Origin of the sequence: Bittarella massiliensis (ex Durand et al. 2017) (genome assembly GCF_009876955.1) — a bacterium.
Lineage (GTDB): Bacteria > Bacillota > Clostridia > Oscillospirales > Ruminococcaceae > Bittarella > Bittarella massiliensis.
Map to the genome: position 1 here is coordinate 1 of NZ_WWVY01000018.1, position 24,741 is coordinate 24,741.

Genomic DNA, 24,741 nt, shown 5'->3' on the forward strand with positions numbered 1-24,741 from the left:
GGTCTCCTTGATCTTGCGCAGGCTGTGCACCTGCTCCACCGCGTAGGGGTCGGCCAGCCCCACCTCTTGCAGGGCGATCTGCATCAGCTCGTCCCAGATGCGGCCCTCCCAGTCCTCGCTGGTGCGGTACATGTCAAAGGCCACGTCGCAGGCGCGGTCCACCTCCCCCGCCACCACGTAGTGGCGCAGGGCTTGCAGGGCCTTGGGGCCGGGGATGCCGGCGCGCGTCAGGGTGTGGGCGAGCATATCGTAGGCTTTTACAGGCATAGGGGTTCCCTCCGTTTCAAAATCGGTGCGGTGGGCGCAAAAAAAGGCGCCTCTGGCGCCGGTCAATCCCTCTTTGCACCGCGCGGCGGCGCCCGTAAAATTGCCCGGCAGGGGGCCAGATGGGCAGCGCGCAGTCGCACTGTGTCAACGGTATGGTAACACGCCTTTTTCCCCAGCACAACCGCTCCTCCCCATTTTCAGCGCTTTGGCCGGGGTGGGAGCAGGGGATTTGTGCAATTTGCGCAAACGTTTTGACAAGGGGAAGCGCCCCTAGAAGTGGGGCGAGTAGCCCCGCAGCAGCGCCTCGGTCTGGGGGTTTTGGGGGTCGAGGTGGCGGACCAGGGCCCAAAATCGCTCCCCGTGGTCGGGGTAGAGAAAGTGGGCGTACTCGTGCACCAGCACCCCACAGAGGCATTGGCGGGGCAGGTGGAGGAGGAATTTGTTGAGGGTGATCTGCCCCTTTTGGGTGTGGCAGGTGCCCCAGCGGGCGGTCATCCGCCGCCCCCGCACCTCGGCCCGGGGCACCCCCAGGGGGGCAAAGAGGGGGGCCACCTGGTCGTTGGCGTCGGCAAAGACCCGGGCGCTGCAACAGTCCACAAAGCGGGCGAAGGCGGCCTTGCGGCTCTCCTCCCGCTCGGGATCCTCCACCTTTAAAAAGAGGATGCCCTCCCAGGCGAGGCCGGGCCCGTCGGGCTCGCTCGCCACCGGGGGCAGGGCCTGGCAGATGCGCAGGGTGTAGGGCTTGCCCAGCAATTCCACCCGCTCGCCGGTCTGCACGTGCCGGGGCTGCTGGGCCTGAACGGCGCGGCGGGCCATCCGCTCCTGGGCGCGGGCGATCCAGCGGGACTTCTGGCGCAAAAACGCCTCCACCGCCGACAGGGGGCAGCCCGCCGGGTAGGAGACCAGCACCTGCCCCTCCCGGTCGATGCGCACGTTGATATTTTTGACCCGCTTGCGCTCACAGCGGTAGCGGAGGATCCCGCTCTCGGTCTCCAGGCTGCGCTCCATCGGCGGCTCCCCCCTTTCCCATTTGGCGGCCTCTGCGGGCCGCGGCAAAAACAGACTGGGTCTATTGTATAGCAAAAGCCGGTTTGACACAATATGGAATCAGAGAAACCGGCGGGAAAGGGGCGGTACAGGTGAACAAGCAGCGGCAGCGGGGGAGGGGCGAGCCCTGGGCGATCGGCGCGGCCTACGGCTTTTACTACATGGCCTACACCGCCTCCTTCTCCTTTATGGCGGTCTTTTTGAAGAGCCGCTCCATCACCGACGCCCAGGTGGGCGTCATCTACTCGCTGATGGCGGCGGTCAGCCTGGTGGCGCAGCCCCTCTTGGGCTACCTGGCCGACAGCAAGGTCCCCATCAAGTGGATCGTCCTCGCCCTCATGGGCGGGGCCATCCCGGTGGGGTTCCTGGTGCCCCTGGCCACCTCGTCGTTCCCCCTGGCGGCCGCGGCGGTGCTGGCGCTGGCCTTTTTCGACCAGTCCCTGGTGACCCTGCTGGACTCCTGGACCACCCAGGCGGCCGAGAAGAACGCCCGCATCGTCTACAGCGTGGCCCGGGGGATCGGGGCCTTTACCTGCGCGGTGGCCGGCTTTTTGGTGGGCAGGGCCATCTCCGCCTGGGGGGAGGGGACCATCTTCTGGCTGCACGCGGCCTTTATGGCCCCGGCCCTGGTGGCGGCCTGTCTCTTTGCCTCGGTGCCCTGCAAAAACCGCGCCGGCCAGCGGCAGGGGGAGGGACACTACACCTTTTGGCAGGCGGGCAAGGCGCTCCTCAAAAATCGGGCCTTCGCCCTGCTGCTGGGGGGGCTGCTCCTGCTCAACATCGGCAACCGGGCGGTGGTCACCTACCTGCCCATGCTCATCGGCCAGTTCGGGGGGACGGCCGGCGACCAGGGGATGGCCGTCACCATGATGTCGGTGGGGGTCTTCCCCTTCATGCTCCTCTACCCCAAGCTGGAAAAGCGGTTTTCCAATAAGAAGGTGCTCTTCTTCGCCTGCGTGCTGGTGGTGGGGCGCAGCCTCTCCTTCGCCCTGGCAGGCTCCCTGCAGGTGGCCATCTACATGCAGCTGTTGGAGGCGGCGGCCCTGGGGCTCTACAACCCCGCCCTCATCCGCTACACCGCCTCGGTCACCCCCCAGCGGCTGCGCTCCTCGGCCATCGCCCTCTCGGCGGCGGTGCAGGTGGCTGTCTGCGGCATTGTGGGCAACGCCCTGGCCAGCCTCTTTCTGGCTTATGCCAGTCTGCGGATCATGTTTGTCGTCTACACTGCCCTGGCGGCGGCGGGGCTCTGCCTGGTGGGCTTCAGCCTACGCCAGAAGCCGGTGTCCGACCCCGGCGAGCGCCCCGCGGGGGCTTGAAAAGGGAGGCCACAGGCGCTACAATGACCAGTGAAGGCCCGCCCCGGGCCGGGAAAGGAGCCCGCCCCAAGATGGAGAGAGAAAAAATCCAGCGGATCAACGAGTTGGCCCACCTGGCCAAAGAGCGCCCCCTCACCGAGGAGGAGAGCGCCGAGCGCCAGGCCCTGCGCCAGGAGTACCTGGCCTACTGCCGCGAAAATCTGCGCAGCCAGCTCGACCGGGTCGTCCTGGTGGACGCCCAGGGAAACCAGACCCCTCTGAAAAAGAAGGGCGAGTAAAGCCGCAACACCCGAGAGGGAGCGCTGTCACAAGACAGCGCCCCCTCTTTTTGTCCTCTGCGGCCTAATGGCCCATCTCCCCGCGCACCAGCTGGGCGAAGCGCCGGGCCACCGGATCCTGCGCCCGCTCCCGCCGGCAGAGCAGGGCCATCTCGCAGCCGGCCCCCGGCAGTTCCCGGCTCACCAGGCGGTACCCCTCCAACTGGCTGGGGTGCAGGGGGATCCCCACCAGGTACCCCACCTGTCCGGCGGCCAGCCGCAGCCGCACCTCCCGGTCTTCCACCTCGATGCGGCGGGCAGCTGTCAGGCAGCGGCGGTAGTCGGCGGGGAAGTACCCCTCCAACTGACCCAGGCCGCCGTAGAGGATACAGGGGTACCCCAGCAGCCGTTCGGGGTCCAGCGGCCCCTCCGCCAGGGGGTGCTCCCGGGCTGCGGTCAGGGCAAAGGGCTGTCTTCCCAAAGGGGTGTGGGCAATCTGCCGCCGCTCCAGCAGGGCGGCCTGTTCCCCGATGTCGTCCCCCGGGGGGCAGAGGACCACCGCCATGTCCACGGCGCCCCGGCCCAGCTGCTCCACCGCCTCGCTCCACCCGCCCCGCCTCAGTTGCAGCAGGAGGGGGCGCCGATCCCGGTACTCCTCGCACAGCCGGGCAAAGGCCCGCTCGACGCGCAGGCTGGCCGGGGCCATCACCGACAGCCGGCAGGGCTCCTCCCCCTCGGCCAGGGCGGCGATGGCCGCCGCCTCCTCCAAGATCACCTGCCCCCGGCGCAGCAGCTCCTCCCCCCGGGCGGTCACGGCGATGCCCCGGTTGCTGCGGACAAAGACGGCAAATCCCACCTCCTCTTCCAGGGCGCGGATCTGCTGGCTGACGTGGGGCTGCGAGAGATAGAGCTCCCGCGCTGCCTTGGAGATGGAGCGGTTTTTGGCCACCGCCGCCGCAATGGCGAGCTGTTGTGTATTCATGAGACCCCTCCTCTGCCGGTCCGCCCCCAATGGGGGGATAAAACATCCGTATGCCCCGCCCGGCCGCGGCGGTGCTATACTCTTTCTACACCCATCCTACCACACTTTTCCCCCCGAGGGAAAGGACCAGACAGAAAGGAAGAAGAGAGATGGATCTGGCACAGCAAAAGCAGCGGGCCCTGGACGCCCTTGACCTCCGCGCCCCCCAACTGGCCGCCCTGGGCGACGCCATCTGGGACCGGCCCGAAACTTCGTTTGAAGAGCACTTTGCCGCCCGCACCCTGGCCGCGGCGCTGGAGAAGGCCGGTTTTGCCCTCACCTGGGGGCTGGGGGGGCTGGAGACCGCCTTCTCCGCCGCCTTTGGGACGGGCGGGCCGACCATCGGCATCCTGGGCGAGTACGACGCCCTCTCGGGGATGAGCCAGCGCGCCGGGGCCCTTGCCCCCGACCCCCTCGTCCCCGGCGGTCCCGGCCACGGCTGCGGGCACAACCTGCTGGGGGTCGGCTCCCTCGGGGCGGCCCTGGCGGTGAAGGAGTACCTCGCCGCCACCGGCGCGCCCGGAAAGGTCGTCTACTTCGGCTGCCCGGGGGAGGAGGCGGGGGCGGGCAAGGCCTTCATGGCGCGGGACGGTGCCTTTGACGGGCTGGACTGCGCCCTCTGCTGGCATCCGGGCGAGCTCAACGCCGCCACCTCCGCCCGCTGTCTGGCCAACTGCGAGGTGCTCTACCGCTTCACCGGCCGCAGTTCCCACGCCGCCAGCGCCCCCCACCTGGGGCGCAGCGCTCTCGACGCCGTCACCCTCCTCAACACCGGCGTTCAGTTTTTGCGCGAGCACATCATTCCCGAGGCCCGCGTCCACTACGCCGTCACCGACACCGGCGGCTATTCTCCCAACGTGGTGCAGGCCTATGCCGAGGCGCTCTACCTCATCCGCGCCCCCCAGCGCAGCCAGGTGGAGGAGATCCGTGCCCGGGTGGACGACGTGGCCCGGGGCGCGGCCCTGATGACCGGCACCCAGGTGGAATGCCGGTTCGTCAAGGCCTGCAGCGAGCTGCTCCCCAACCACACCCTGGCCGGGGTGATGGGGGAGAACCTGGCGGCCGTCCCCCTGCCCCTGTACAGCGAGGAGGAGCTGGCCTTTGCCCGGGCCTACTGCGACACCCTGCCCGCGGGCGGCGGCACCCTGGCGGCCATGGCCGGGCAGCTGGGCCCCGCGGGGAAGGCCCTGGCCGAGGCCCACCGGGCGGAGCCCATCCACAACTTTGTGGTCCCGGCGGTGGGGGGCGAGGCGTTTCTCTCCTCCTCCACCGACGTGGGGGATGTGAGCTGGCTCTGCCCCACCGCCCAGATCATGGTCGCCACCATGGCCGCCGGTACGCCGGGGCACTCCTGGCAGCGCACCGCCCAGGGGAAGAGCAGCATCGCCCACAAGGGCACCCTCTACGCCGCCAAGGTGATGGCCGCCTCGGCCATCGACCTGTTGCAGCGCCCCGACCTCCTGCGCGCCGCGGGGGAGGAGCACCGCGCCCAGTTGGCGGGCCGGCAGTACCTCCCCATCCCGCCGGAGGCGCGGCCGATCGCCGTCCGGGGCGCCCAGTCCGAGAGCTGATCCCCCGGCGCCAGTCCCTTTTTCTGGCGGATAAATGAAGAAAAAATGACAAGAGTTTACAAACTATTACAATCTGCGAAACGCACTTGTGGGGCCGAGCGGGGGAATGCTACAATGGGGCCCTGAGAAGCGGATGAAGTCCGCAATGGAGACGGGAGGCGGCGCAGAAGGATGAACGGCAAATCGGTGAAAAAAAGACAAAATCGGGGGGCCAAACGGGTGGTTGGCCTGGGTGTCATCTCCCTTCTCCTCGCCGCCCTCGTCCTCTCCTTGAACTCTTTGGCCTTCGCCCTCTCTCCCCGGCCATCCTCCGACGAGCAGTTGGCCCAGGGCCCCTTTGCTGTCCGGGAGGAGACCCGGCAGGTGGGAAAGATCCGCTCCAAAATCGATTATCAGGAGAACACCGCCTACAGCGTCCACTACCCCCACCTGGGCAATGAGGCCGCCGACAACGCCATCGCTGAGACGGTCGGCTCCTTCATCGACACCTTTTTGAGCGACCTCGCCGACTACCGCGCCCCATCTCCCCAGGAGCGGGCCGTCCTCACGGTGGACTACGAGAGCTACCGGGCCGGGCCGGTGGTCTCGGTGGTCTTTCACATAGAGATGAGCGATCCCAATATGGCCCACCCCTCCACCGGGGTGGAGACCCTGGTCTTTGACAGCCGCGACGGCCGCCGGCTAGGGGAGGGAGACTTTTTTCAGGGGGACTACCGCCCGGCCCTGGAGCAGTTGGTGGGCGACTTTTTGCGCGCGAGCGAGGACTACCGCGAGGGGGCGGAGGACCCGGCCTTTCTGGCGGAGGGCTTTGCCCAGGAGGGGGTCTTCAGCCGCTTTGCACTCACCGCCCAGGGGGTCCGCTTCTACTTCCCCCGCTACCTCCTCCTCCCCGGCGCCTACGGCGTTCCGGTGGTCGACCTGTCCTACGACCAGCTCAAGCCCTACCTCGCCTGGGACCAGGACGAGCTCACCGAAAAGGAGAGCGCCAAGTTCCTCGCCGGGAGCCTTTCCCCCATGGGCACCTCCGCCCTGGTAGAGCGGGTGAAGACCGGCCGCTACGTGGACCCCAACAAGCCGATGATCGCCCTCACCTTTGACGACGGCCCCCGCCCCGACGTGACCGGCCGCATCCTCGACCGGCTGGGGGAGGTGGGCGGCCGCGCCACCTTCTTTGTGCTGGGCAACCGGGTCGGCAGCTACCCCGACATCCTGGCCCGCGAGTACGCCGAGGGGCACATGGTGGCCAGCCACACCTACAGCCACAAGTCCCTGCCCAAGTGCGACGAGGGGGAGTTTGCCCAGCAGGTGCAGGGGGCCGACGAGGCCATCGGCGCGATCTTGCCTGGCCAGCCAAAGGCCCTGCGCCCGCCCTACGGCGCCTACGACGACACCACCCGCGAGAAGGTGCCCCACCCCCTCATCATGTGGTCGGTGGACACCCTGGACTGGAAGAGCCGCAACGCCGACGCGGTGATCCGGGCGGTGCGCCAGAACGTCCGCGACGGGGACATCGTCCTCATGCACGACATCCACCCCACCACCGCCGACGCCTGCGATACCCTGATCGCCGAGCTGGCCAAGGACTACCAGCTGGTCACGGTGGAGGAGCTCTACCAGGCGAAGGGCATCCCCCTGGAGGCAGGGAAGGTCTACTTCAGCGCCCGCACCGTCCGCTGACGGATTTTGCGCAAACCCCTTTCGGCCCCGCCGCGCAGCGGGTCGAAAGGGGTTGTTTTTTGCCGCCTTTTGTACTACTCTAAAAAGAGTCTTTATCTCTGCCGTTGCCCTCCTTGGCCCAGCGGAGCGCCGGGGGGAACGGGACAATCTGCATTCGGGAAGGAGCCCCCATGAACCCCAACGACATCCTCAGAAAGTACTACGGCTACCCCTCCTTTCGCCCTGGGCAGGGGGAGGTGGTCTCCGCCATCTTAGAGGGGCGGGACGCCCTGGCCATCATGCCCACCGGGGCGGGAAAATCCATCTGCTACCAGGTCCCCGCCCTGGCCATGGACGGCGTGGCCCTGGTCATCTCCCCCCTCATCTCCCTGATGAAGGACCAGGTGGGGGCCCTTTTACAGATGGGGGTGCGGGCGGCCTACCTCAACAGCTCCCTCACCTTTCCCCAGTACCGCAAGGCCCTGCAAAACTGCAAGGACGGGGTCTACAAAATCATCTATGTGGCCCCTGAGCGGCTGGGGACCGAGGGGTTCCTCTCCTTTGCGCAGCAGGCCAACATCTCCCTGGTGGCGGTGGACGAGGCGCACTGTGTCTCCCAGTGGGGGCACGACTTTCGCCCCAGCTACCTGCAGATCCCCGCCTTTCTCGAGGCCCTGCCCCGCCGCCCAGTGCTGGCGGCCTTCACCGCCACCGCCACCGCCGCCGTCCGGGGGGACGTGCTGAAGATTTTGGGGCTGCAAGACCCCCTCTGCATCACCACCGGCTTTGACCGGCAAAACCTCTACTTTGGGGTGGAGACCCCCAAGTCCAAGATGGACTATGTCCGCCAATATGTCCGCCAGAACGGGGAGAAGAGCGGCATCGTCTACTGCTCCACCCGCAAGGCGGTGGAACAGGTCTGCCAGTCCCTGGTGGCCGCCGGGGTGGACGCCACCCGCTACCACGCCGGCCTCTCCGACGAGGAGCGCCGCCAGAACCAGGAGGATTTCCTCTACGACCGCAGCCGGGTAATGGTGGCCACCAACGCCTTTGGTATGGGGATCGACAAGTCAAACGTCTCCTACGTGCTGCACTACAACATGCCCAAGAACATGGAGAGCTACTACCAGGAGGCGGGCCGCGCCGGGCGGGACGGCAGCCCGGCCGAGTGCATCCTCCTATACAGCGGGCAGGACGTGCGCACCGCCCTCTTCTTTATCGACCAGAGCTTTGAAAACCCCGACACCGACCTCACTCCCCAGCAGGTCGAGCAACTGCGGGCGAAGGAGTACGACAAGCTCCGCCAGATGCAGGGCTACTGCACCGCCACCGGCTGTCTGCGCCAGTACATCCTGCGCTACTTTGGGGAGCACGCCCCCGACCGCTGCGGCAACTGCTCCTCCTGTTTGGGAGATTACACCGAGGAGGACATCAGCGAGGCAGCCTCCCTCATTTTGCAGGCGGTGCGCAGCGTCCGCGGCCGCTTTGGGGCCGGGGTCATCGGCGAACTGCTGAAGGGGAGCGAGACCGCCCGCATCCAGCGCTTTTCCCTGGCTGAAAACCCCCTCTTCGGCAGCCTCTCCCACCTCTCGGGGGTCAAGATCAAGGGCTATATCTCCGCCCTCTGCGAGCAGGATATCCTTCAGACCACCGAGGGGCAGTACCCCCTGCTGCGGTTGGGGGAGGGGGCCAGAGCGGTGTTGGAAGAGGGGGAGCCGGTCATCATCCGCCAAAAGCGGGTGGAGCGTCGGGCGGCGGCCGACGACTTCTACGACCCCGCCCTCTTTCAAAAGCTGCGTGCCTTGCGGGCCCAGATTGCCCGGCGGCAGAGCGTGCCCGCCTACGTGGTCTTTACCGACGCCACCCTCAAGCAGATCAGCGCCCTTCAGCCCACCACCCCCGCCCAGCTGTTGGAGGTGCCCGGCGTGGGCGAATCCAAGCTGGGGCGGTACGGCGAGCTCTTTCTGGAGGCCATTGCCGCCTTCCGAGAAGAGGGAGAGTAACTGTATTATTTAAAGTAAAAATACCAAAAGTATAAAACGGTTGTTGACAGCTACTCTGTCCGACGGCGAAAGGGGGGAGGACACTAGGTGCAAGAGCGTGGGCGTCTTCCTCTTTTCCTCTTCTGGCCTTTCTCCTCCCTCTGCCCTGCGCCCTGTTGATGGGGCGCACTGGTTGCGCCGGGCTGGACTTCCTGCTCTATGGGGCGGCCGCTGCCGCCCCCAGCGTCGCCGCTTTGCTGACTGCCGCCCTCGGTGGAGGGCGAGCAGAGGTGCGTGCCTTTTTGGCCCGCAGTTTTACCCCTCGGCTGTCAGGGGGATGCCTTGCCTTGGCCGTTGTCCTGCCCTTGCTGCAATTCCTGCTGCCCTGGCTGCTGTCGTGCGCTGTGGCCGGCGCCTCGCTGACCCCTGCCCGCCTTTCAGGGAGCGAGGTGGTGGTCATCCTCTGGGCCCTGGTGGCGGAAGAGGGAGGGGGGCGCGGCCTGTTGCAGGGCGCGTTGACCCAGCGGCTCCCCGCCCGTTGGGTGCCGCCGGCGGTGGGTGCGATCTGGGCGCTTTGGCATTACCACTTCTACCTCGCCGGGCGGATGGAGACCCCGTTTCTCCTGCTGGCTGCCAGCTGTATCCTGGACAGCTATCTCTATGACTGGCTGTGGCGGCGAGGAGGGGGAAACCTGCTGCCGGCCATGCTCTACCACTGCACGGGAAACGGGTTCATCCATCTGTTTGCTCCTGTTTCTGCATCCGGCAGCAGTGTTTTTGCCGCCCTCCTCCCCTTGGCCATTGCCCTGGCAGAAGGGGCGACCCTGGCCGTTCTTGACCGCTGACGGCCCCCGGATGAGGCGCCCCCCTTTGCGAAATAGAGAAGCCCGCCGGTGAGAGCGCTCCGCGCGGAAGAGGGAAGTGGTCGTGTCGCCTTGGCGGAAATATCTGTCTTCCGTTTTCCCGCCTCTTGGATGGTAGAGGAGACGGCCCTTCTTGAGCGATGTGGGGAACGCCTTTGGCGTCGGCCGACCTGCGCCGGAAAATCGACCTGCGCCGGAAAATCGAACGGCCCGATCTCTCGATGGGCGGATGCGCGGCTGGCTGTGGGAGGAGGGGCTTTCCCGGCCAATTTTAAAAAAGAGCCCTACATCTGTAGGGCTCTTTTTTGCAAGTTGATTTTTTGGGCTGTGTTTACCAGCGGAAGAACTCCTCGATGGCCTCGGTCTCGTCGCCCAGGCAGACCAGGTGGTGGTTGCCGATGGGCTCCCGGGTGAAGTAGTCTACCCCGCCGGGCAGCCGCACCCGGATCTGGGTCCGGCAGAGGGTCGGGTCCTGCAGGTTCTCCACAATGGTGCCGGCGGCGGCAAAGTGGCGGCTGAAGTCCCCCGCGCACTTGAAGACGGTGCAGGGCCCGGGGGCGATCTGCCCGTCCAGGGCCACTCCCAGCCCCGACTCGAAGTGGGTGGTGAAGGTGTAGCTTTGGGGCATCTGCATGGGCAGGGTGCAGTGGGCCAGCACGATCTCGCTCTCCTCCGCATCCAGGCGGGAGGGGTTGCACATGAAGACCGGTTTGCCGGTGAGCTGCCCCATCACCGCCATGGAGATCAGCGAGGTCATATCCCCCTCGCAGCCGGCGTAGATCCCCTCGGCGTTGAGGATGGCCAGGGCCAGGCAGCTGGTGCCCTTGACGGTGGGCAACAGGTCAAAGCAGCGCACCGTCACCCCCAGCAGGCCGTATTTCTCGCACAGCCGCTTGAGGGCGCCGTAGATCCAGAGGGACTTCTCGGTGTCTTCGGGGCTGTACTTCTTGGCCAGGGCTTCCTCGGTGAAGGCGTTGGGGGTGTACTCGTGCCGGTCGATCTCCCGCATGAACTCCTCCATCGAGATGTCCACCAGCTCCAATCCCGACACCTGCTTGACCGACTGGGGGTTGACCCCGCTGGCGATCAGCCAGTCGCTGGGGGCGCCCACCGACCCCAGCTTGGCCCCCCGCAGGGAGCGCCGGGCCCCGAACACCCGGGCCAGCAGCAGGATGCGGGCGGCCACCTTTTCGCAGCTGCCGTGCAGGATCTCGCCGCTGCGGCCGTGGCGCTGCAGGTAGGAGAGGATCTCCAGCGAGGCCGCCAGGGAGTTGTTCCCCCCGGTGGTCAGCAGGAAGATCGGCCCCTCCAACTTGGGCAGTTGCTGGAGGAAGAACCCCTCGCTGCCGCCCCCGCCGATAAAGACCAGGGGCAGGTCGCAGCCGGCCAGCTCCTCCGGCTGGCAGTGGACGAGGGGTTGGCCCAGGGCCTTTTCCAGTTGGCTGAAAAAGGGGTCGCTGTCCCGGCCGGGGCGGTCAGCGTTCAGGTTGGCGGTCTGCAGGTCATACACGCCGATTTTCATTGCGCACCTCCAAATAATCGTGTTTGCTCACTCATACACTTTTATATTACCCGCTCCCCCACCCCCAGCACAAGGGGTGGAGTACACAGGGTTTACCCCGCCTTTTTGGGCAAATCTTCCCCGGCGGCCCCCCGCAGGGAGCGGCCCATCTTGGCAAAGCCCACCAAGTCGGCGCAGAGCCAGCCGATGGGGATCGACCACCAGATGCCCGCCGGGCCGAAGGGAATCGAGAGGGCGGCCGCCAGCGCCACCCGCAGTCCCAGCGAAATCACCGTCAGCAGGATGGACATGGGCAGGTCGCCCAGCCCGCGGTAGAAGCCGTAGTGCATGAAGAGAAAGCCGATGAGGGCGTAGAAGGGGGCCACCACCCGCAGGTAGTTCACCCCGGTGGCGATGACCGCCCCCTCTTCCGGGGCGAGGAAGATGCCCATCAGCGGCCGGGCAAAGACCACCACCGCCAGCGAGATGACAAAACAGGCGCAGAGGATGGTGCCGATGCAGACCTTGGTGCCCTGGCGGATGCGGTCCATCCGCCCGCCGCCCTTGTTCTGGGCCACATAGGTGGAGAAGGCGTTGCCGAAATCCTGCACCGGCAGATAGGCAAAGGCCTCGATCTTCACCGCCACCGTAAAGGCGGCGATCACGTTGGTGCCGAAGGTGTTGACGATCCCCTGTACCGCCAGGATGCCCAGGTTCATGATGGACTGCTGCACCGAGGTCAGCACCCCGTAAGAGGCGATCTTGCCGAAGATGGCCCGGTCGAAGCAGAACTCCCCCTTGGCGTAGCGCAGCAGGGTCAGTTTTTTGAGGCAGTAGAGGATGCAGCACACCGAGGAGACCGCCTGCGCCGCCACCGTCGCCAGGGCCGCCCCCTGCACCCCCATGCCAAAGCCCACCACAAAGAGGAGGTCCAGGACGATGTTCAGGGCGGTGGAGAGGATGAGAAAGTACAGCGGCACCTTGGAGTTGCCAAGCGAGCGCAGCAGGAAGGCGCCCGCGTTGTAGAGGAAGACAAAGGGCAGCCCCCCGAAGATGATGAGGATGTAGCCCCGGGTCAGCTCAAAAATCTCCTCGGGGATCTGGATCAGCCGCAGCAGCGGCCCGGCAAAGGCCAGGGAGAGGGCGGTGAGCGCCACCGTCAGCCCCCCGGCAAAGAGCAGGGCGGTGCTCACCGCCCGCTTGAGCCGGGGGATGTCCCCCGCCCCGAAGTACTGTGAAAAGACCACCCCGCACCCCATGCAGATGCCGATGAGGATGGCGGTGATGAAGTTCATCAGTGAAAAGGAGGCCCCCACCGCCGCCAGGGCGTCTTTGCTGACAAAGCGCCCCACCACGATGGAGTCCACCACGTTGTACAACTGCTGAAACAGGTTGCCCACAAACAGGGGCAGGGTAAAGCGCAAGATCAGCTGCAGGGGCTTCCCCCTGGTCATATCGGTCACACTGCTCATTTGGTCCCTTCCTCCCGGCCGCGCAGGGCCCCAGGCCGCAAAAGGGGCGCCGCTTCCCGGTCTCCCAGGGCACAGCGCCGCTTTTTTCGGTTCGTTTCGGTTTTGAGGGGGCTATACCTGGTAGCCTGCCTCGGTGAGGGTCTGCATGAACGACTGCACCCGCTGGGGGTCCACCGGGTTCCAGACGTTGCCCTCCTCTTTAAAGCTGGAGCCGATGATGGCCCCGTCTGCCACGGCGAAGAACTCGGCGGCGTTTTTCTCGTTGACCCCGCTGCCCAGCAGGACCGGGGTGTCGCCGGCGGCCGCGGCAAATTCCTGCACCTGTTCCAGGGTGGGGTTCTGGCCGGTCACCACCCCGGTGACGATGAGGGCGTCGGCCCCCTCTTCAATGGCCTCGTGGATGCTGTCGGCGATGGGCACCGGCACCAGGGGCTCGGTGTGCTTGGTGTTCACGTCGCAAAACAGCAGTGTGGGGGCGGGGTAGCGCCCCTTCTCGCGCATCAGGGCCGGGGCGGCCGGATAAGTGATGCCGTGGGTGCCCACCCGGGTCTCCACAAAGGCCTCGACCCGAATGAAGTTGGCGCCGGAGGCATAGGCCATCCCCCACTCCTCCACCGCGCAGTTGTACTGCACGTTGATGCCCAGTTTCATGGTGGTGCGCTCCCGCAGCTGGGCGGCCACCGAGGTCATGCAGGCCAGGGTGATGAACTCGTTTTCGGTGCCGTAGGGCACGTCGCCGAAGTTTTCGATGATGGCCGCCTTCACCCCCGCGCCCTCCAGGACCTTCAGGTCCCGCAGGGCCGCCTCAAAGACGGCGCGCATGCTGCCGCCGTAGCGGGGCGAGCCGGGCAGGGGCAGCAGGTGCACCATCCCGATCACCGTTTTTTCACAGCCCATCATCTGGGCAAATTCCGCTTTTGTCAAACCAAACACCCCTCTATCTCGATCGGTCGAGAAATATTGCCAAGAAAGCTGCCTTCATTCTAGCATTTTTGGAGATTTGCCGCAATGCCCATTTCCCGCTATTGCGGCGAGGGGGCAAAATGTACTACTATAAGAGCAGAAGTCGTTGCCCGCCGAAAAACCCGGCGTCCCGCCCGGGGCGGGAAGAGAAATGTTGCGAAAGGGGTCTTTCTATGTCCACAGTGGATTGCCTGCGCTGCAACCGCGAGGCGCAGCAGATCGCCAAAAGGGCCTTTGCCGAGGTCGCCCGCCAGATCTGCCCCGGCATGACCGAGCGGGAGATCAAGCGCCGGGTCGAGATGCTCCTCATCCAGTACGGCTCGGACTCGTTTTGGCGCTACGGCATCGGCGCCACCGTCCACGTGGGCCCCCGCACCACCCTCTCGGGCAGCGCCCGCACCTACCGGGTCACCGATTTGGCGGTGCAGCCCAACGACTGTGTGGTGATGGACCTGGCCCCTTCCCGCAGCTTTTACTGGGGGGACTACGCCCGCACCGTCTTTCTGGAGGAGGGACGCCCCATCACCGAGCCGGAGGAGCTGACCATCCCCGCCTTTCGCGAAGGGCTGGAGGCGGAGATCGAGCTGCACCGGACCCTGCGCCGCATCGCCCGCCCCGACATGACCTTTGCCGAGCTCTACTGGCGGATGAGCGAGGAGCTGCGGGGATTGGGCTTTGAAAACCTCGACTTCTCCTGCAACCTGGGCCACTCGGTGGAGCTGGACGCCAAAAACCGCCGCTTCATCGATGAGAACTGCCATCAACCCCTCTCCGCCTGTGAGGCCTTTACCTTTGAGCCCCACATCCGGCGGCCGACCGGCCGTTACGGCTTTAAGCGAGAGGATATGTACGCCTTTGGCAAAGGCGGCAAATTGGAGGTGCTTTAATGAATATCCAACAGCTCAAGTGCTACACCGAGGCGCAGAACATCGCCCGCCGCACCATGGAGGATTTGGAGCAGTACGTCGCTCCCGGCATGACCGAGGACCAGATCAAGCGCCAGGCCGAGATCCTCCTCATCCAAAACGGCTCCACCTCCTTTTGGTACCACGGGGTGGGGGCGCTGGTGCACGTGGGTGAGCGCACCCTGATCTCCCAGGGGGGGCGGGAGTACCGCTCCGGCGACACCCGAGTGCAGGAGACCGACGTGATCACCGTCGACCTGGCCCCCACACTGGGCACCTGCTGGGGGGACTTTGCCCGCACCATCTTCGTGGAGGACGGCCGGGTGGTCAGAGAACTCAGCGAATTGCAGACCCCCGCCTACAAGGCGGCCATCGAGGCGGAGTTCAAACTCCACAGCTTTTTGCTGGAGGTGGCCCGCCCCGAGATGACCTTTGAGGAGCTCTACTTCTCCGCCAACGCCCTCATCGACGGGCTGGGGTGCAAAAATCTCGACTACTCGGGCAATCTGGGACACTCCATCAACGTTCTTCAGCAAGACCGCATCTACATTGAAAAGGGGAACACCACCCCCCTCAAGGACGCCGAGTGCGAGTGCTTTACCTTTGAGCCCCACATCTGCAAACAGGGCGGCGCCTTCGGTGTCAAGCGGGAGAACATCTACTACTTTGTCGACGGGCGGCTGAAGGAGATGTAACAACTTCATGGGTCCCCACCCCATGAAGTTGTCAAACCCGCCCTCGGCGGGTTTGGGCCTGTGGTTGTGGCAGAAAACCGGCATCCCCCAACTCCTATTGCCTGGACAGAAAAACGCATGCAGTCCCCATCCCTCGAAAAATGCAAACTTCCCTTGGACCGGTAAACTGTCCCATTCTTCCTGCGGAAAAAGCGAGAATTTGACCCCACAGTTGTGGGAGAAGCCCGACATTTGCGGCGCTCTTACCATCTGGGCGGCAAGACGGCTGTGGGGAAAAGGGGTGCTTGCCGAAATCTGTATTGTCGGGGGGGCAAAACACGGGAATGCCGCTCTCTGAAAGATATAAATGTCCCTTTGGGCTGTTGAGCATCCCTATTCCCCATGCGGGGAGAGAGAGGCCCGGCCTCGCGAGAGCAGGGGCACTAGACACCAGCTGCCCCCTTTATTCAAGTGGCCGCCGCGGAAAGATGCGGCTGCCAAAAGAGACTTGCCTCCCATGTGGGGCAAAGTCAAAATAAACAGTTTGGAATATCCTTTATAAATAAACAAATTGTACAAAGAGGAGGACATCCCATGCACAAGATCATCATCGACTGCGACACTGGGACCGACGATGCCATCGCCCTGGTGGCTGCCCTCAACAGCCCGGACATCGACCTGCGGGCCATCACCACCGTCTCCGGCAACGTGGACCTCTGCTACACCGCCCCCAACTCCCTCAATCTGGCGCGGATGCTGGGCTTCCCGGTAAAGGTGGCCAAGGGCGCGCCCCAGCCCATCCTGCGGGACCTGCACAAAATCCGCCTGATGGACGCCGACGAGGCAGGCGGCCTGCCCACCCACGGCCAGACCGGCATGGGCGACGTGGTGCTGCCAGAGTGCGGCGAGCCCTTCTACGAGAAAAACGCTGTCGAGACCATCTGGGAAGAGGCCCAGGCCTGTGGCGGCGAACTGGAGATCGTGGCCGTCGGCCCCCTGACCAACATCGCCCACGCCCTGATGGTCTACCCCCGGCTCAAGGAGGGGCTCATCAAGAAAATTTCCTTCATGGGCGGCGCGGCTTACGGCGGCAACACCACTGCCGTGGCGGAGTTCAACATCCTCTGCGACCCCGAGGCGGCCCGCATCGTCCTGCGCTCCGGCATCCCCCTGGTGATGGTCGGCCTCGACGTGACCGAAAAGGCCGCTGTCCCCGACGAGGACTGTGAGATCATCCGCTGGATGGGCACCAAAGACGCCGTCTTGGTGGCCGACATTCTCGACTTCATGCGGATGCGCCGGGACGAGTTTGGCGGCGAGGACACCCTGATGCACGACGCCCTGGCTCTGGCCGCCGCCGTCCTGCCCGGGGTGGTCTCCGGCCACGACTACTACGTGGACGTGGAGTGTGCCGGCGAGTACACCTTTGGCCACACCTATGTGCAAAAGGACCACCGCCTGACAAACAGCGCCCCCAACTGCTGGGTTGCCGAAGAGGTGGATATGAAGTGCTTTATGGACTGGCTCAAGGGCTGCCTCGAGCAGAGCAAAAACCGCTAGGGGAGGGGTCGTGATGAACGCCAGCACCCGCCTTGTCGACCGGGAGACGGTCGCCCGGCTGCTCGGGATGGAGGACTGCATCGCCGAGATGGAGCGCACCCTGATAGAGGTCTCCGCCGGCCAGTCGGTCAACCTGCAGCGGCAGATGATCCCCCAGCCCGAGGGCAATATGTTCGCCATCATGGGCTCGGCCCTCACCGCCCAGTCCCTGGTGGGGAGCAAGGTCATTGTATTTCCCGGGCAAAAGGCCAAGGAAAACGGCACCAGCCAGGGGATCATCCCCCTCTTCGACGGGGGCACCGGCGCCCTTTTGGCCGTTGTCGACGGCGAGGGGATCACCGGGGTGCGCACCGCTGCCACCAGCGCCGCCGCCACCAAGGCCCTGGCCCGCGCCGATGCGTCCGCCCTGGCCATCCTCGGGGCCGGGCGGCTAGGGCGGCTGCACATCGAGGCCATCTGCAGCGTTCGCCCCATTGAGACGGTCTATGTCTGGGACATCGCCCCCGCCGCCACCGAGAGCTGCTGCGCCTGGGCCGAGCAGGCCTTCGGCGTCAAGGCCGTTCCCTGCAAAACGGCGGAGGAGGCGGTGGTTCCCGCCGACATCGTCTGCACCGTCACCCAGTCGGCCCAGCCGGTCCTCCTGGGGGGGTGGCTGAAGCCGGGCGCCCACGTCAACGCCGTCGGCGCCTGTGCCCCCCATGTGCGCGAGGTGGACACCGCTGCCGTCTGTCGGGCCCGGGTCTTTTTGGACTGGACCGAGGCCGCCCTGCGGGACACCGGCGACCTGGTCATCCCCGTGCAGGAGGGGGCCTGGAGCCCCGAGGAGGCGGTGGGCGAGATCGGCCGTGTCCTCGCCGGGGAGCTTCCCGGCCGCCGGGACGAGGGCGAAATCACCCTCTTTGAGTCAGTGGGGATCGCCGTCGAGGACTTGGCGGCGGCCGCCCTGGTCTACCGCCTGGCCGAGGAGCAGGACCTGGGCACCCTCGCCAGCTGGTAATTTCTTTATCCCCGAGGAGGGGGCGCATTTGACAAACTGGATAGAATAAGTTTAGAATAGCTCTGTACAGAGACCACCTGTCTGTACAGGGCTATTTTTGGCCGCGCCACCGGCCCGGCAACCTTTACAAGGGGGAAAATATTTGTGAAAAAGTGTATCGACACCGCCTTTTTTTACGCGGTGGCCGCCCTGGCGGGCGGGGTCTACTTCCGCGAGTTCACCAAGTTCAACCAGTTCACCGGCGTCACCGCCCTGGGCAAGCTCCACACCCACCTGTTTTTGCTGGGGATGGTGATTTTTCTGCTGTTGGCGGCCCTGGATGCGCCCCTCTCGCTCACCCGGGCGCCCGGCTTCGGGCGGTTTTACCTGCTCTACAACGCGGGGGTCGCCCTCACCGCTGTGATGATGGCTGTCCGCGGCACCGTCCAGGTGCTGGCCCTTCCCCTCTCCCGCGGGGCTGATGCCGCCCTTTCAGGGATTGCCGGTATCGGGCACATCCTCACCGGCATCTCCTTTATCCTCCTCTTTCTCCTCCTCCGCCGGGCGGCTGCCCAGCGTCATCGCTAGAAGGGGCTTGACGGCAAAAAAAGAACAGGCGCAGTCCGGAAAAACACCCGGTTTGCGCCTGTTTTGTTATTTCCAGTTAAGTATATACTTATGGTAAATTATTGGATGTTTCGCGCCTGCCGGACGGCCGCCATGAAGTCGGCCACGTGGGCGGGGCAGAGCTCATTCTCGGCATTGTGGTCCTCTTTGAAATAGCTGCCCACAATCGCTCCGTCGGCTAGGGCCAACTGTTCGGCGGCGGTCACGGCAGTCAGCCCGGCCCCCACGATCAGGGGGACCCGCCCGGCAATCAGCCGCCCGAACGCCTGGATTTTTTCCAGCCCGGTGTCCAAACCGGTGCCCGCCCCGGTCACCACGATGCCGTCGCAGCGATCCAGGGCCAGCTCCATGTCCTCCTCCAGCGGCCGGCCGGAGAGGTAGGGCTGGTACTTAAAGCGCACCCCGCCCAGCAGGCAGGCGCTGCTGTCCGCCCGCAGGGCGGCCAGGTGCTCGGCAAAGGCGGGCTCGTCCTCGGGTTTCAGGTGCCCGGCCACCGAGTCCCACTGGATGAACTGGGCCCCGTAGGCCCCGGCGAGGGCGAAGGCCCTGTCCAGGTCGTGGAGGACGTTGACCCCCCGCACGGCCTGGGGCCGCTCGGCGGCGATGCGGGCGAGCACCTGCTCCACCTCGTCGGCGGTGCCGTAGTAGTCCTCCACGATCACCCCGTCGACCCCGTTTTCCAGCAGGGTATCCAGTTCCCGCATGGCCCGCTCCACCGTCTCCTCCGGGGTGTCCCCCTTCAGGTGGAGCATCCCCAAAATCGGCTTTGACGCCGAAAAGAGGGAGAGAAATCGGCTGTTTTTTTGCATGGCGATCGCCTCCTCTGTCCGTTGGGCAGAAAAGCGGCGTCGGGGCGATCACCCCGGCCGCCGCTCCTCCGCGCACCATCCCTCCGCCTCGGCGCGCCGGGCGGAGGAGCTGTTTTTCTATTGCTTTTGTCGGGCGGCCTTTACAGCTGGTCGTCCAGACGCTTTTGCAGCATGGCGGCGATCTCCTTGACCCGGCTGGCGGCCTCGGCCACCGGCACCGTCTCGGCAATCGACTTGTCCCTGGTCTTGAGCTCCACCACGCCCTGTTTCAGGTTGCGGGGGCTCACCACCACCCGGATGGGCACCCCCAGCAGGTCGGCGTCGGCGAACTGCACCCCGGCCGAGAGGTCGCGGTCGTCGTAGAGCACCTCGAAACCGGCGCTGCAGAGCTGGTCATACAGGGCGTCGGCCTGCTCCTTCACCGACTCGTCGGCCCGCTTGATGGCGTTGATGTGCACCTGCCAGGGGGCGATGGAGATGGGCCAGACCGGGCCGTAGTCGTCGGCCCCGTCCTCGATGACGCTGGCCAGCAGCCGCCCGACGCCGATGCCGTAGCAGCCCATGATGGGGGTCTTGAGCTGGCCGTCCTTGTCGGCGTAGGTCATCCCCATGGACTTGGTGTACTTGTCGCCCAGCTGGAAGATGTTGCCCACCTCGATGCCGTTTTTGAGGGTGATGTGGGCCTTGCCGCACTGGGGGCAGACCATCTCCTCGGTGACCTTGCACAGGTCGGCAAACCGCTCGTCGGGGTAGACGCGCAGATCGCAGTTCTTCACGTGGACGTCCACCTCGTTGCCGCCGCAGACCACGTTGTACATCCCCTTGAGGGAGTTGTCAAACCAGACCTCGATCCCCTCATCCAGGCCCTGGGGCCCGATGTAGCCGTAGGCGATGTGGTCGCTGCCGTCCTCGTCCACCCGCTGGGCGATGTTGGTGCCCAGCAGCCGGCGGACCTTGGCCTCGTTGACCTCCAGGTCGCCCCGCACAAAGACCACCACCGCCTTGCCGGTGTCCTCCCGGGTGAAGACCACCGCCTTCACCAGCCGGTTTTGGGGGATGCCCAAAAAGTCGCACAGGCTCTCGATGTCCTTGGTGCCGGGGGTGGGGACCCGCTCGGGCTCTCTGCACTCGCCCAGGTCCTCCACCGGGGCCAGCACCCCGGTGGCCACCTCCATGTTGGCGCGGTAGCCGCACTCGGGGCAGATGGCGATGGTGTCCTCGCCGTCGTCGCAGAGGAACATGAACTCGTGGGCGATGGCGCCGCCCATCATCCCGCTGTCGGACTTGACCGAGACCACGTGCCCCAGCCCGGCCCGCTTGTAGATGCGCTCATAGGCCTCGTGACAGCGGTAGTAGTATTTCTCCAAGTCCTCCCAGTTGGTGTGGAAGGAGTAGGCGTCCTTCATGGTGAACTCCCGCACCCGGATCAGCCCGCCCCGGGGCCGGGCCTCGTCGCGGAACTTGGTCTGGATCTGGTAGATCATAAAGGGGTATTTCAGGTAGCTCTTCCCCTCGGTGCGGGCCAGGTGGACGGCCGCCTCCTCGTGGGTCATCCCCAAAAGCATCCCGTGGCCGGTGCGGTCGGTAAAGCGCAGCAGCTCTTTGCCCACGCTCTCGTAGCGGCCCGACTCGTCCCACAGCTCCCGGGGCAGCACCACCGGGAAGAGGACCTCCTGCCCGTCGATGCGGTCCATCTCTTGGCGGATGATCTTCTCGATTTTGGCGGCCACCCGCTTGGCGGGGGTCAGCAGGGAGTAGATGCCCGCGCCGACCTGGCGGATGTATCCGCCCCGGATCAGCAGCCCGTGGCTCTTGAGCTGCGCCTCTGAGGGCCACTCCTTGTAGCGCTCGCCGATGAGTGCACTCATTTTCATTTTTCGCACGATCCTTTCTAGCCCTCTCCGGCCCGGCCAAAGAGGGGGCGGCCGGGCCGCCCATTTTCAGTCTCACAGATAAGGTAAGTGTAGCATCTTCCCAAGGCCCCTGTCAAACCCCAAAATGCCGCCGCCAGGCCCTTTTGGGGCGCTTTGTCCGCCCTGTGCCAAGGAAAAGGCCGCCCCGCCTTTTCCGCGGCGGGGCGGCCTTTACGGCTGTCAGGGATTGGTCGGGCAGGGGTCGGCTCCCCCCTCGTCGGGTCCGGGGTCGGCGGGCGGCTCGAGGGCCCTTTCGGGGGCTTCCGGCAGGGCGGCTTCCATCTGCTCGGCCAGCTCTCGCTCGGTTTTGGGGGCGGGGATCTGGGGGAAGGTGACGATGGCCTTGAAGAGGTCGCCGTCCACCAGGATGGTGAGCTTGCCCCCCAGCCGGTCGACAAAGGTGTCGGCAATGGCCAGCCCCAGGCCGCTGCCCTCGGTGGTGCGGGAGAGGTCGCCCCGCACGAACCGCTCCTTCATCTGCTCCCCGGCGAAGTTCATCTGGTAGCTGGAGATGTTTTTGAAGATGACCGACACCGTCTTTTCGCTGTCCACAATGTCGATGTAGGCCCGGGAGCCGGGGAGGGAGTACTTGGTGATGTTGACGATCAGGTTTTCAAAGACCCGGTAGAGCTTCACCCCGTCGGTGAGCACGTAAAGGGGCCGCTCGCTGTGCCCGGGGATCAGCTCGATGCCGCTGCGCTCCACCACCTCTTCCAGCTCGCCCACCGCCTGCTCCAGCAGCTGGCAGATGTCCAGTGGGGCCAGCTGCAATTCCAGGTTGCCGCTAGTGGCCTTGGAGAGGTCGAAGATGTCCTGCACCAGGCTCTTGAGCCGCTGGGACTTCTGGTCGATGATGGTGACGTAGTCGTTTGCCTCGGGTGGGTCGAGGGTCTGCTGGCGCAGCAGTTGGGTGTAGCTGATGATGGAGGTCAGGGGGGTCTTGAGGTCGTGGGAGACGTTGGTGATCAGGTCCACCTTCATCTTCTCGCTGTGGATGCGGGTCTCGATGGCCCCTTTCACGTTCTCCTGCATATCCCGCACCGCGTGGAAGAGGGGGTAGAGGTCGTCCTCCGGGTCAAGGGAGATGGTCTGGTCCAATTCCCCCCGGGAGATGGCGCCCACGTAGTCGATGACCTGGCCCAGCTGGCGGATGATCTTGAAGTAGTCGAAAATCAGTTTGCCCACCAGGGCCACGGCCAGCACCGCCAGCCCCATCCCCACCAGGACGAAGAAGCCCGACGAGCTCATCAGCGCCAGCGCTGCCGAGAGGAAGGCCAAGATGCCTAGGAAGATGGCCACCAGCAGGCTGGTCAGGAACTGGCGGCGGATTTTTTGCTGAAAGGGGAATTGCAGGTTGTAGCGCCGCACCAGGGAGAAGATGACCGAGGGGATGTTGACCCGAAAGGTCTTGAAGCCGTTGTACTTGAGATCCCAGTAGAGCCCCAGCACCGACAGCCAGAAGAGGATGGCCATCATCCAGGGGTTGCCCTCGGTGAGGATGGAGGAGTAGGCGATGGCGTAGCCATCCAGCAGGCTGCCCGCGGCGGCGACCGCCAGGAGGATGCCCAGCACGTACTTGAACTCATAGGGGATGCGGCGGATGCGGCGGGCCACCCCTTGGCCGAAGCGGCGCAGGGCGCGGTGGAGCACCAGCGAGAGCCCCAGCCCGATGAGGGAGAGGCTGATCCAGAGGGGCATGGCCCGAAAGAGGACCAGACTGTCGTGCCAGTTGGTGTAGTTCACCGTGGACGAGAGCCCGGAGTTGGAGTAGGTGCGGATGTCGGGGATGGCGATGAGCACCATTCCGTCCCCGTCGGTGGAGGGGTTGAAGTAAAAGGGGTAGCTCTCGCCGTAGTAGCCGGTGTACTCCACCTGCTGGGGCGGCTGCCCTTCGCCGCTGCCCTCCAGGCGGTAATAGGCGGTGGTGGTCCCCCGGTCGTAAATCAGCCAGAAGTCGTACTGGTTTTGCCGGCAGGAGGCGAGAAAGGCGTCCTGGTCGGGGTAGGAGGTGTTGGTGTAGACCGCCCCGTTCTTGGTGTTTTTGGCGTAGACCTGCATCCCGTAGGAGAGGGAGTCCAGGTAGTTGGCGTTGCTGCCGAAGGTGATCAGGCTGGAGGATTCCTCCGCCGTCCCCTCCGCCGCGGCGTTGGGGGCGGTGCCGCTCAGCCCCTCGTTGCAGAGGTTGATGACGCTATTGATGGAATAGGTGAATTCGCTGGTCTGGTAGAAGTTGTCGCCCCCGTCCCGGGTGTGGTAGTGGGCGTATTGCAGCAGGGAAAAGCCCGCCAGCGTCAGGCTGATGACCGAGGCGAAGAACAGCAAAAAGGCGGTCAGGGCCAGGGCGCGGCCCCGCGCGTCAGAGTTTTTCGATCTTGTATCCAAGTCCCCACACCACCTTTAAATACTTGGGCTTTTTCGGGTCGAACTCAATTTTCTCGCGGATGCGGCGGATGTGCACCGCCACCGTGTTCTCGGCGTTGAAGCTGGGCTCGTTCCACACCTTCTCGTAGATTTCGTCGATGGAGAAGACCCGCCCTTGGTTTTGCATCAACAGGTGGAGGATTTTGTACTCGATGGGGGTCAGCCGCACCGGTTCGCCGTCCACCAGCACCTCTTTGGTGGTGTTGTTGATGACCAGTCCGTCGCACTGGAGCACGTCGTCCCGCTCGCCGAACGAGCCCGAGAAGGTCACGTACCGCCGCAGCTGGCTCTTGACCCGGGCCACCAGTTCCAGGGGGTTGAAGGGCTTGACGATGTAGTCGTCGGCCCCCAGATTCAGGCCGATGATCTTGTCGGTGTCCTCCCCTTTGGCCGAAACCAGGATGATGGGGATCTGGTTTTGCTCCCTGATTTTGAGGGTGGTCTGGATGCCGTCGAGTTTGGGCATCATGATGTCCATCAAAATCAGGTGGATCTCATTTTCCCGCAGCTGCTGAATGGCCTGAATGCCGTCGTAGGCCTTGAGGACGTTCAGCCCTTCGTTTTTCAGGTAAATTTCGATGACGTTGACGATTTCCCGGTCGTCGTCCACCACCAGAACGTTCAGATCCTGCATGCTGTTTGCCGCTGCCATATTGTCCTCCTCCGCCCGGGGGGCGTGTTTCTCAATTTAGAGGTGACCGCGGCGGCTTTTGCCGCGCGGTCGCCTTTCATTAGTATACCACACGCCCTGCGTTTAGGAGTAGTGTAAACCCCGTTTCTTACCGGGGCCTCGCCAAAAAAGTGACGATTTTCTTTCGCTTTTTTGCCCCTTCGGCCCGGCGGCGCGCCGCCGTTTGTGTTACAATTCTTTAGGAAAGTATCAGATTCAGAGCAAGAAAAATAGCAGTTCTGAGTAAAATTGAACTGCTCTGAATGTGAT

Annotated in this window: 21 protein-coding genes; 11 read left to right on the top strand and 10 right to left on the bottom strand. The window is 64.9% G+C overall.

Features of this window, described 5'->3' with window-relative positions; genetic code table 11:
- The coding region (locus GT748_RS13755) for a hypothetical protein (RefSeq protein ID WP_368034545.1) at window positions 1-267 on the bottom strand (267 nt) is incomplete at its 3' end.
- A gap of 270 nt (window positions 268-537) precedes the next feature.
- On the bottom strand, window positions 538-1,275 hold the full coding sequence (locus tag GT748_RS13760) for a M48 family metallopeptidase (RefSeq protein WP_021660600.1): 738 nt from the start codon (window positions 1,273-1,275) through the stop codon (window positions 538-540).
- A 131-nt stretch (window positions 1,276-1,406) separates the two neighbouring features.
- Here GT748_RS13760 and GT748_RS13765 point away from each other — a divergent pair, with 131 nt between their 5' ends.
- Complete coding sequence (locus GT748_RS13765) at window positions 1,407-2,630, top strand: MFS transporter (RefSeq protein ID WP_044993052.1); 1,224 nt, start codon at window positions 1,407-1,409, stop codon at window positions 2,628-2,630.
- Between the two features lie 71 nt (window positions 2,631-2,701).
- Window positions 2,702-2,908 (top strand): DUF896 domain-containing protein, encoded by a 207-nt coding sequence (locus GT748_RS13770; RefSeq protein WP_044993053.1) that lies wholly within the window; start codon window positions 2,702-2,704, stop codon window positions 2,906-2,908.
- Window positions 2,909-2,972: 64 nt separating this feature from the next.
- On the opposite strand, the gene GT748_RS13775 is transcribed toward GT748_RS13770, so the two are convergent.
- Window positions 2,973-3,869: a LysR family transcriptional regulator gene (locus tag GT748_RS13775; protein WP_021660603.1), complete on the bottom strand. Its 897-nt coding sequence runs from the start codon at window positions 3,867-3,869 to the stop codon at window positions 2,973-2,975.
- A 149-nt stretch (window positions 3,870-4,018) separates the two neighbouring features.
- Between GT748_RS13775 and GT748_RS13780 the strand changes: the two genes are divergently transcribed.
- From GT748_RS13780 to GT748_RS13795, 4 genes are all read left to right on the top strand, one after another.
- A complete protein-coding gene (locus tag GT748_RS13780) occupies window positions 4,019-5,479 on the top strand; it encodes an amidohydrolase (protein ID WP_021660604.1) in 1,461 nt (486 codons plus the stop codon).
- 219 nt (window positions 5,480-5,698) lie between these two features.
- Window positions 5,699-7,156, top strand: coding sequence for a polysaccharide deacetylase family protein (locus GT748_RS13785; RefSeq protein ID WP_161213574.1), 1,458 nt, complete (start codon window positions 5,699-5,701; stop codon window positions 7,154-7,156).
- A gap of 170 nt (window positions 7,157-7,326) precedes the next feature.
- Complete coding sequence (recQ, locus tag GT748_RS13790; protein WP_021660606.1) at window positions 7,327-9,138, top strand: DNA helicase RecQ; 1,812 nt, start codon at window positions 7,327-7,329, stop codon at window positions 9,136-9,138.
- 326 nt (window positions 9,139-9,464) lie between these two features.
- Window positions 9,465-9,962: a CPBP family intramembrane glutamic endopeptidase gene (locus GT748_RS13795; protein WP_044993054.1), complete on the top strand. Its 498-nt coding sequence runs from the start codon at window positions 9,465-9,467 to the stop codon at window positions 9,960-9,962.
- A 349-nt stretch (window positions 9,963-10,311) separates the two neighbouring features.
- Here GT748_RS13795 and GT748_RS13800 read toward each other — a convergent pair whose 3' ends face one another.
- The 3 genes from GT748_RS13800 to GT748_RS13810 all read right to left on the bottom strand — a co-directional run bounded on the left by GT748_RS13800 (window position 10,312) and on the right by GT748_RS13810 (window position 13,877).
- Window positions 10,312-11,502, bottom strand: a complete 1,191-nt coding sequence (locus GT748_RS13800; RefSeq protein WP_021660609.1) for a hypothetical protein — start codon at window positions 11,500-11,502, stop codon at window positions 10,312-10,314.
- 92 nt (window positions 11,503-11,594) lie between these two features.
- A complete protein-coding gene (locus GT748_RS13805) occupies window positions 11,595-12,953 on the bottom strand; it encodes an MATE family efflux transporter (RefSeq protein WP_021660610.1) in 1,359 nt (452 codons plus the stop codon).
- A gap of 111 nt (window positions 12,954-13,064) precedes the next feature.
- Window positions 13,065-13,877: a BtpA/SgcQ family protein gene (locus tag GT748_RS13810; RefSeq protein ID WP_052537702.1), complete on the bottom strand. Its 813-nt coding sequence runs from the start codon at window positions 13,875-13,877 to the stop codon at window positions 13,065-13,067.
- A 212-nt stretch (window positions 13,878-14,089) separates the two neighbouring features.
- On the opposite strand from GT748_RS13810, the gene GT748_RS13815 reads away from it, so the two are divergent.
- The 5 genes from GT748_RS13815 (at window position 14,090) to GT748_RS13835 (ending at window position 18,619) form a co-directional block, all read left to right on the top strand.
- Window positions 14,090-14,803 (top strand): M24 family metallopeptidase, encoded by a 714-nt coding sequence (locus GT748_RS13815; RefSeq protein WP_021660612.1) that lies wholly within the window; start codon window positions 14,090-14,092, stop codon window positions 14,801-14,803.
- The gene (locus GT748_RS13820) at window positions 14,803-15,516 is read left to right on the top strand and encodes a M24 family metallopeptidase (protein ID WP_021660613.1); all 714 of its coding nucleotides are present in this window, start codon (window positions 14,803-14,805) and stop codon (window positions 15,514-15,516) included. The genes GT748_RS13815 and GT748_RS13820 overlap by 1 nt, the downstream gene beginning before the upstream one ends.
- 573 nt (window positions 15,517-16,089) lie before the next feature.
- Window positions 16,090-17,055, top strand: coding sequence for a nucleoside hydrolase (locus GT748_RS13825; protein WP_021660615.1), 966 nt, complete (start codon window positions 16,090-16,092; stop codon window positions 17,053-17,055).
- 13 nt (window positions 17,056-17,068) lie between these two features.
- Window positions 17,069-18,052 carry an ornithine cyclodeaminase family protein gene (locus GT748_RS13830; RefSeq protein ID WP_021660616.1) on the top strand — a complete coding sequence of 328 codons (984 nt, stop codon included), beginning with the start codon at window positions 17,069-17,071 and terminating at the stop codon, window positions 18,050-18,052.
- 144 nt (window positions 18,053-18,196) lie between these two features.
- Window positions 18,197-18,619 (top strand): DUF2871 domain-containing protein, encoded by a 423-nt coding sequence (locus GT748_RS13835; RefSeq protein ID WP_021660617.1) that lies wholly within the window; start codon window positions 18,197-18,199, stop codon window positions 18,617-18,619.
- Window positions 18,620-18,717: 98 nt separating this feature from the next.
- Here the strand turns inward: GT748_RS13835 and GT748_RS13840 are convergent, their stop codons facing one another.
- The 4 genes from GT748_RS13840 to GT748_RS13855 all read right to left on the bottom strand — a co-directional run bounded on the left by GT748_RS13840 (window position 18,718) and on the right by GT748_RS13855 (window position 24,435).
- Window positions 18,718-19,467: a BtpA/SgcQ family protein gene (locus GT748_RS13840; RefSeq protein WP_021660618.1), complete on the bottom strand. Its 750-nt coding sequence runs from the start codon at window positions 19,465-19,467 to the stop codon at window positions 18,718-18,720.
- Between the two features lie 140 nt (window positions 19,468-19,607).
- The gene (locus GT748_RS13845; protein ID WP_021660619.1) at window positions 19,608-21,341 is read right to left on the bottom strand and encodes a proline--tRNA ligase; all 1,734 of its coding nucleotides are present in this window, start codon (window positions 21,339-21,341) and stop codon (window positions 19,608-19,610) included.
- 219 nt (window positions 21,342-21,560) lie between these two features.
- Entirely contained in the window at window positions 21,561-23,762 is a 2,202-nt protein-coding gene (locus GT748_RS13850; protein ID WP_044993055.1) for a sensor histidine kinase, read from the bottom strand.
- Window positions 23,737-24,435 (bottom strand): response regulator transcription factor, encoded by a 699-nt coding sequence (locus tag GT748_RS13855; protein WP_044993066.1) that lies wholly within the window; start codon window positions 24,433-24,435, stop codon window positions 23,737-23,739. The genes GT748_RS13850 and GT748_RS13855 overlap by 26 nt, the downstream gene beginning before the upstream one ends.
- Between the last annotated feature and the right edge of the window lie 306 nt (window positions 24,436-24,741).

What these genes read in the sequence shown, in the direction of transcription:
- GT748_RS13825 (WP_021660615.1), top strand. Translation starts at nt 16,090, where the DNA reads ATGCACAAGATCATCATCGACTGCGACACTGGGACCGACGATGCCATC.
- recQ (WP_021660606.1), top strand. Translation starts at nt 7,327, where the DNA reads ATGAACCCCAACGACATCCTCAGAAAGTACTACGGCTACCCCTCCTTT.
- GT748_RS13775 (WP_021660603.1), bottom strand. Translation starts at nt 3,869, where the DNA reads ATGAATACACAACAGCTCGCCATTGCGGCGGCGGTGGCCAAAAACCGC.
- GT748_RS13855 (WP_044993066.1), bottom strand. Translation starts at nt 24,435, where the DNA reads ATGCAGGATCTGAACGTTCTGGTGGTGGACGACGACCGGGAAATCGTC.
- GT748_RS13760 (WP_021660600.1), bottom strand. Translation starts at nt 1,275, where the DNA reads ATGGAGCGCAGCCTGGAGACCGAGAGCGGGATCCTCCGCTACCGCTGT.
- GT748_RS13830 (WP_021660616.1), top strand. Translation starts at nt 17,069, where the DNA reads ATGAACGCCAGCACCCGCCTTGTCGACCGGGAGACGGTCGCCCGGCTG.
- GT748_RS13820 (WP_021660613.1), top strand. Translation starts at nt 14,803, where the DNA reads ATGAATATCCAACAGCTCAAGTGCTACACCGAGGCGCAGAACATCGCC.
- GT748_RS13840 (WP_021660618.1), bottom strand. Translation starts at nt 19,467, where the DNA reads ATGCAAAAAAACAGCCGATTTCTCTCCCTCTTTTCGGCGTCAAAGCCG.
- GT748_RS13845 (WP_021660619.1), bottom strand. Translation starts at nt 21,341, where the DNA reads ATGAAAATGAGTGCACTCATCGGCGAGCGCTACAAGGAGTGGCCCTCA.
- GT748_RS13770 (WP_044993053.1), top strand. Translation starts at nt 2,702, where the DNA reads ATGGAGAGAGAAAAAATCCAGCGGATCAACGAGTTGGCCCACCTGGCC.
- GT748_RS13805 (WP_021660610.1), bottom strand. Translation starts at nt 12,953, where the DNA reads ATGAGCAGTGTGACCGATATGACCAGGGGGAAGCCCCTGCAGCTGATC.
- GT748_RS13800 (WP_021660609.1), bottom strand. Translation starts at nt 11,502, where the DNA reads ATGAAAATCGGCGTGTATGACCTGCAGACCGCCAACCTGAACGCTGAC.
- GT748_RS13780 (WP_021660604.1), top strand. Translation starts at nt 4,019, where the DNA reads ATGGATCTGGCACAGCAAAAGCAGCGGGCCCTGGACGCCCTTGACCTC.
- GT748_RS13815 (WP_021660612.1), top strand. Translation starts at nt 14,090, where the DNA reads ATGTCCACAGTGGATTGCCTGCGCTGCAACCGCGAGGCGCAGCAGATC.